The 7,128-nt window shown below is 58.5% G+C and carries 6 protein-coding genes and 1 pseudogene; 5 read left to right on the top strand and 2 right to left on the bottom strand.

The window, feature by feature from the left end; genetic code table 11:
* On the bottom strand, positions 1-129 hold a 129-nt coding region (locus AC13DJ_RS17025; protein ID WP_417501988.1), incomplete at its 3' end, for a transposase.
* Positions 130-265: 136 nt separating this feature from the next.
* Positions 266-685: a MerR family transcriptional regulator gene (locus tag AC13DJ_RS17020; protein ID WP_199457227.1), complete on the bottom strand. Its 420-nt coding sequence runs from the start codon at positions 683-685 to the stop codon at positions 266-268.
* Between the two features lie 605 nt (positions 686-1,290).
* Here AC13DJ_RS17020 and AC13DJ_RS17015 point away from each other — a divergent pair.
* The 5 genes and pseudogenes from AC13DJ_RS17015 to AC13DJ_RS16995 all read left to right on the top strand — a co-directional run.
* Positions 1,291-1,983, top strand: a pseudogene (locus tag AC13DJ_RS17015) (acyl-CoA dehydrogenase family protein); the annotation flags it as partial.
* A gap of 32 nt (positions 1,984-2,015) precedes the next feature.
* Entirely contained in the window at positions 2,016-3,203 is a 1,188-nt protein-coding gene (bktB, locus tag AC13DJ_RS17010) for a beta-ketothiolase BktB (RefSeq protein WP_232903048.1), read from the top strand.
* A gap of 104 nt (positions 3,204-3,307) precedes the next feature.
* A complete protein-coding gene (locus tag AC13DJ_RS17005; RefSeq protein ID WP_474541185.1) occupies positions 3,308-4,069 on the top strand; it encodes a 3-hydroxyacyl-CoA dehydrogenase in 762 nt (253 codons plus the stop codon).
* Positions 4,070-4,101: 32 nt separating this feature from the next.
* A complete protein-coding gene (locus AC13DJ_RS17000; RefSeq protein WP_482933865.1) occupies positions 4,102-5,250 on the top strand; it encodes an acyl-CoA dehydrogenase family protein in 1,149 nt (382 codons plus the stop codon).
* Positions 5,251-5,785: 535 nt separating this feature from the next.
* Positions 5,786-6,964: a thiolase family protein gene (locus AC13DJ_RS16995; RefSeq protein ID WP_482933864.1), complete on the top strand. Its 1,179-nt coding sequence runs from the start codon at positions 5,786-5,788 to the stop codon at positions 6,962-6,964.
* Positions 6,965-7,128 lie beyond the last annotated feature (164 nt).

Raw genomic sequence — 7,128 nt, 5'->3', positions numbered from 1 at the left:
TAGCCGGTGTTGTTTATCGACTTCGCGCAGTAACAACACACCGGCATCCGAGGTGATATGGCCTCCGGAGAAATCGGCTTCAATCTGGCGGCGGGAGAGTGGCGAGAAGGTCAGTTTTTGAGGTACCATTTTGGATAGCGGTTGTTGGTGTTGATTGATGGTGTAAGGTCCTGAAATTTTAACACTTTCAGCCGCTTTCTTTTATCCCCTCATGAGAAATTCGGGCTAGTGCGTGTCGTTAAGCGGCCCGCTGCGGGTTGTTGCCCTAGTCGGCGGCCAGGCTTTGTTGTTCTTTCTTTTTCTGAAGTTCGTCCAGGGCTTCGCGGCATCGGGTTTCTGCGGTGTCTATTTCCATCTCCGCCTGCGCGATGTCGTCTTTTTGTTGTTCAAGGTGCGCGCGCCGGTCGCCCAGGATCTCGAGCATTTTCAGCAGCTGCTTTTCATTGCCGGTGAGAGTTTCATCCCAAAGGTCGAACAGCTCCTTGGTCTGGGCCAGGGAAAACCCCATGCGTTTGCCACGCAGGATCAGCTTCAGGCGGACCCGGTCTTTGTTGCTGAAGATGCGGGTCTGCCCGCGCCGGGTGGGGTTCAGAAGCCCCTGGTCTTCGTAGAAGCGGATGCTTCGTGTGGTTACGTCGAACTCCTGGGAGAGCTCGCTGATATTGAAGGTTTTCTTGTCGCTCATGTGCGGTCCGGAACGGTTGTGTTATTTTTGCTCAGGGTAATTCAAGTTTACGTTAACGTAAAGCATGGCTTATGGCTGGCTTGGGCTCCCAGACTTCCGGTTGTGCGGGCGGGTACGCGGGGTGTGGGGTATTTTTCTTCGGGGAAAAACAACTCGCTTCGCTCAGACATCTTTTTCCCTGTCAGAAAAATACCCCACACCCCCCTACCGACGGGCAGCACAGGAATACCAAGAAAAAAGCAACGAGAGCACCCAGAAATAGGTGTGAACGTTGCACTAGTCCCGATTAGGCACAAAAATACTGCTGCTGTTATCTCGCGACTACCCGCCAATGCCCGTCGGCGCGGGGTGGCTGTTGGATTTTTTGCCGGAAAAAGATGTCTGAGCGAAGCGAGTTGTTTTTCCAAAAAAAATCCAACAGCCACCCCGCAAGCCCGCCCGCACAACCGGAAGGCTAGGAGCCCAACCCAAGGCAGAGTGGACTTGTCCGAACGGGTCAATTTTTTGGGCCAGAAGGGTCATTCCAACAGGTCCTGCACCTTTGCCTTAATGGCCGGCAGCCGGTTACAACAACAAGGAAATGAGGTAAGCATGTCAGACTCAACAACGGCGCCAAGGTGTTTATCACCAACGGCTTGCATGCCGATATGGTGATTGTCTGCGCCAAGACTGATCCAAAAGCCGGGGCCAAGGGGGTGTCGCTGTTTCTGGTGGATACCAGCCTGCCAGGCTTTAGCCGGGGCAAGGGCATCAAGAAAATCGGGCAGCACGCCAGTGATACTGCCGAGCTTTTTTTCTCGGATCTGATTGTGCCCGAGGAGGCTTTGCTCGGGGAAGAGGGAAAGGGCTTCGCCTACCTGATGCAGGAACTGCCCCGGGAGCGGCTGGGTGTGGGTGCCCAGGCAATCGGTGCATCCGAAGGCGCACTGGCGCTGACGCTGGATTACGTGCAGCAGCGCCACGCCTTCGGCCAGCGCATTGCCGATTTCCAGAACACCCGGTTCAAGCTGGCGGAAGCCCGGGCTCGTATTGATGTGGCCCGCGCTTACCTGAATCAGTGCATCAGCAAGTATCATCAAGGCGCCATGACGGCGACAGACGCGGCCGTCCTGAAGCTGATGCTGACTGAAATGCAGTGCGATATTGCCCATGAATACCTGCAGCTTTTCGGCGGCTACGGTTATACCCTGGAATATCCCATTTCGCGGTTCTTTGTGGATGCCAGGGTGCAGACCATTTACGCTGGCACCTCGGAAATCATGAAAGAGGTGATTGCCCGCTCCATGCTGGGCAAATGAGCCTTTCTAACACTTATATTCAGGAGAAGAACATGAAACTGACAGACGTAGTCATTCTGGACGGTGCCCGCACCGCTATCGGCAGCTTTGGCGGCAGCCTGAGTTCACTGGCTCCGGCCGAGCTGGGCACCGCCGCCGCCCGCGAGGCTATCAGCCGCGCTGGCGTAGAAGCCGCGGATATCGACCATTCGGTATTCGGCCACATCATCACCACCGGCCCGCAGGACGCTTACCTGGCCCGGCACATTGCCCTGAATGTGGGTATGGAGAAAAGCTCTGCGGCGTTCAACGTAAACCGCCTGTGTGGCTCTGCCGTGCAGTCGGTGATCAGCGCGGCCCAGCTGATTGTGATGGGCGACAGCCGCATGGCGCTGGCTGGTGGTGCCGAATCCATGAGCCAGGGTGCTTACCTGTTGCCGAACGTTCGCAAAGGCCTGCGCATGGGCGATGGCCGGGCGGTAGACCTGACCCTGGGTATTCTGAGCGATCCGTTTGGCAGTGGCCACATGGGCATGACCGCCGAGCGTATTGCCGCAAATCAGGGCCTGACCCGGGAAGAACTGGACGCGTTTTCTGCGGAAAGCCACCGCCGGGCCGCGAATGCCATCGAGAAAGGTTATTTCGATGGCCAGATCGTGCCGGTTACCGTCAAACAGGGTCGCAAGGAAGTCGTGTTCGATAAAGACGAGCACGTACGCCCGGGCACCACGGTAGAAAGCCTGGCAGGCCTGAAACCTGCGTTCCAGAAAGACGGCATTGTGACCCCGGGCAATGCCTCCGGCCTTAACGACGGTGCCGCAGCCATGGTACTGACCAGTGCCGCAGAAGCCGAAAAGCGTGGCCTGAAAGCCCGCGCCCGGTTGGTAGGCTATGCCTTTGCCGGCGTAGATCCGGAAGTGATGGGCGTGGGCCCGATTCCGGCGGTTCGCCAGGTTCTGAAGAACACTGGTTTGTCTGTGGCAGACCTGGATGTGATCGAATCCAACGAAGCTTTCGCCGCCCAGGCCATGGCCGTCAGCCGCGAGCTTGGCCTGCCGGAAGACAAGGTGAATCCGAACGGCGGCGCGGTCGCTCTGGGCCACCCGGTGGGTGCGACCGGCTCCATCCTGATTATCAAAGCCCTGGCGGAACTGGAACGTACCGGTGGCCGTTACGGCCTGATCACCATGTGTATCGGTGGCGGGCAGGGTATTGCACTAATTGTTGAGCGCCTCGGCTGAAACGTGTGTTGTTTCAGCTAGGGTATCCGGGTTAAGTTTACGTAAACGTAAACTATGCGCGGCCAGTTTTCGGCCGCGCTAATACCAATAACAGGACACAAGTTATGGATTTCAAAAACACTCCCGCCATCGTCACCGGCGGTGCATCCGGCCTGGGTGAAGGCGCAGCGCGTGCCCTGGCGGCTGCCGGTTACAAAGTGGCCATCCTGGACCTGAACAAAGAGCGCGGTGAACAGGTGGCCGCCGAGATTGGCGGTGTTTTTATTGAATGCAACGTGGCCTCGGAAGAAAGCGCGGAAGCTGCACTGAAAGCCGCTCGGGAAGCCCATGGCCCCTGTGGTGTTGCGGTGAACTGTGCGGGCATTGCCCCGGCGTCGAAGATTCTGGGCCGCGAAGGCGTGATGCCGCTGGACAGTTTCAGCAAGGTGATCCAGGTAAACCTGATCGGCACCTTCAACATCCTGCGGCTGGCGGCAGCAGACATGGCCCAGCGCGAACCCAACGCCGACGGCGAACGGGGTGTGATCATCAACACCGCATCGGTTGCCGCCTACGAAGGCCAGATTGGCCAGGCGGCCTACAGCGCATCCAAGGGTGGCGTGGTGTCGCTGACCCTGCAATCGGCCCGGGAACTGGCCCGTGAAGGGATCCGGGTGAATACCATTGCTCCGGGCCTGTTCATGACCCCGATGATGGCTGGCATGCCCCAGGAAGTTCAGGACAGCCTGGCCGCCACCTTGCCGTTCCCCAAGCGCCTCGGTAAGCCGGAAGAGTTCGGCATGATGGTCGACCAGATGGTACGGAACCCCGTTCTGAACGGCGAAGTCATCCGGCTCGACAGCGCCCTGCGCATGGCGCCCCGATAAGGCACGGATAACAAGGATAAAAGGTGAGCGAAATGACCAACACCGTTGATCAGGAAGAACTGGCACTGTTCCGGGATGCCGTCATCAAGGCCCTCGAAACCGAAGTGGCGCCCCATTATGAAGCCTGGGAAAAGAGCGGCATCGTACCCCGGGAACTCTGGAACACCCTGGGCGCAGCCGGCATGCTGTGTGTCGACGTAACGGAAGACTGCGGCGGCTGCGGTGCGCCGTTCCAGTATTCGGTTGTGGTGGGCGAAGAACTGGCCCGGATGGGATTCGGTGCGCTGTCCACCAACGTGATGGTGCATTCCGACATCGTAGCGCCGTATCTCAGCCACATCGGCAACGACGAACAAAAGCAGCAATGGCTGCCGAAAATGGTCTCCGGCGAAGCCGTCGGCGCAATTGCTATGACCGAACCGGGAGCAGGCAGCGACCTGCAGGCCATCCGCACCAGCGCCGTGAAAGACGGTGACGACTACATCCTGAACGGTTCCAAAACCTTCATCACCAACGGCCAGCACGCCGACATGGTCATTGTCGCCGCCAAGACCGATCCCAATGCCGGCGCCAGGGGCATCAGCCTGTTCCTGGTCGACACCTCGTTGCCTGGCTTCAGCAAAGGCCGCAACCTGGACAAAATCGGCCAGCATTCCGGCGATACCTCTGAACTCTTCTTCTCCGATATGCGCATCCCCGCCTCCGCCCTGCTGGGTGAAGAAGGGCAGGGCTTTGTGTATCTGATGCGCGAACTGCCAAGGGAGCGACTGGTCATCGGCGCCTTGGGTGTTGCCGCCGCCCGTGGCTCACTGGACATGACCATCCAGTACACCCAGGAGCGGGAACTGTTCGGCCAGAAGCTCAGCCAGCTGCAAAACACCCGCTTCGAAATCGCCCGCATGGAAACCGACTACCGCATTAACAAGGCATTCGTCGACCAGTGCATCCGCGAATACGAAGACGGCAAGCTGGATGCGCCGACAGCGTCCATGGCCAAGTACAGCGCCACTGAGATGCAGTGTCGCGTGGCGGATGGATGTTTGCAGCTGTTCGGCGGTTACGGTTACACCACCGAGTATCCGATTTCCCGCAATTTCATCGATGCGCGGGTGCAGAGGATTTATGGCGGCACTTCGGAGGTTATGAAGGAGATCATTGCCCGTTCGGTGCTTGGGCGCTGACTTTGGTGCTTTGGTCTGGCTTGGGCTCCTAGCCTGTTGGTTGTGGGGGCGGGGTTCTGCTTGGGCTCCTAGCTTTCCCGTTGTGCGGGCGGGCTTGCGGGGTGGCTGTTGGATTTTTTTTTGGAAAAACAACTCGCTTCGCTCAGACATCTTTTTCCTGCAAAAAATCCAACAGCCACCCCGCGCCGACGGGCATTGGCGGGTTTTCGCTTGATAAGAGCAGCTGTACGTTTTGCGCTGAGAGCGGGTAGCGACCAGTTTGATGCAACGTTCAATAGTGCTTCAGGTTACTCTCGTTGCCTTTTGCTTTTTGCTTTTTACATTCAGCACTCCTGTGCTGCCCGTCGGTAGGGGGGTGTGGGGTATTTTTCTGACAGGGAAAAAGATGTCTGAGCGAAGCGAGTTGTTTTTCCCAGAAGAAAAATACCCCACACCCCGCGTACCTGCCCGCATCACCAGAAAGCTGGGTGCCCAAACGAGACCATACGGCCAGATAAGAACACCAACTCGATTCTGTTGAAGGAGAACAAAACTCATGAACAACGACATCGTTATTGCAGGCTCCGCCCGGACTCCGATGGGGGGAATGATGGGCTCGCTGAGCTCTGTGCGCTCGCCGGAACTGGGGGCGGTTTCCATTAAGGCAGCCATTGAACGCGCAGGGCTGCAGCCGGCGGACGTTCAGGAGGTCATTATGGGCTGTGTGCTGCCCGCGGGCCTGGGACAGGCGCCGGCTCGGCAGGCGTCTCGTGCGGCCGGGATCCCGGATAGCTCCGGGTGTACCACCATCAACAAAATGTGCGGCTCTGGGATGCAAGCCATTATCATGGCCCACGATCAGATCAAAGCGGGCACCAACAGCATCATGATTGCCGGTGGCATGGAAAACATGAGCCAGGCGCCGTACCTGCTGCCTAAAGCCCGCGCAGGCATGCGCATGGGTCATGGTCAGGTGATGGACAGCATGTTCCTGGATGGCCTGGAAGACGCCTACGAAGGCGGTCTGATGGGCGTTTTCGCACAGCGTACGGCTGATGAGTTCAACATCACCCGTGAAGCCATGGACGAATTCGCCATTGGCTCCCTGCAAAAAGCCCTGGCGGCTATCGAGAATGGCTGGTTCCGGGATGAGATCGTACCGGTGACGGTCTCCGGCCGTGGTGGAGATACCCAAGTCGACATCGACGAACAACCGGGCAACGCCAAGCCGGAGAAAATCCCCCAGCTGAAACCGGCGTTCGCCAAAGACGGTTCCGTAACCGCTGCCAACTCCAGCTCCATCAGCGACGGTGCTTCGGCCCTGGTGCTGACAACTGCTGAGGAAGCTCAGAACCGTGGCCTGACCCCACAGGCACGAATCGTGGCCCACGCAACCCACGCCCGCTTGCCAGCGGAGTTCACCCTGGCGCCGATCGGTTCCATCGAAAAGGTACTGAAAAAAGCCGGCTGGAGTCTGGATGACGTCGACCTGTTCGAAATCAACGAAGCCTTCGCAGTGGTTACCCTGGCGGCGATCAACGAACTCAAGTTGCCGGCTGAAAAGGTCAACATCCACGGCGGCGCCTGCGCTCTGGGCCACCCCATCGGCTCGTCCGGCTCGCGCATCATCGTGACGTTGATCAATGCACTGAAGCAGCGTGGCCTGAAGCGCGGCGTGGCGTCCCTCTGCATTGGCGGTGGTGAGGCGACTGCGGTGGCTGTGGAGCTGATTTAAGTCTGAGTTCCCGGGGCTCGGCTTGGGCTCCCGGACTTCCCGTTTGGTGGGCTGGCTGGGTTTGGGCTCCCAGACTTTCGGTTGTGCGGGCGGGCTTGCGGGGTGGCTGTTGGATTTTTTTTGGAAAAACAACTCGCTTCGCTCAGACATCTTTTTCCGGCAAA

It is taken from the genome of Marinobacter sp. L-46 (genome assembly GCF_056859535.1).
This window is presented reverse-complemented; position numbering and strand designations above follow the sequence as displayed.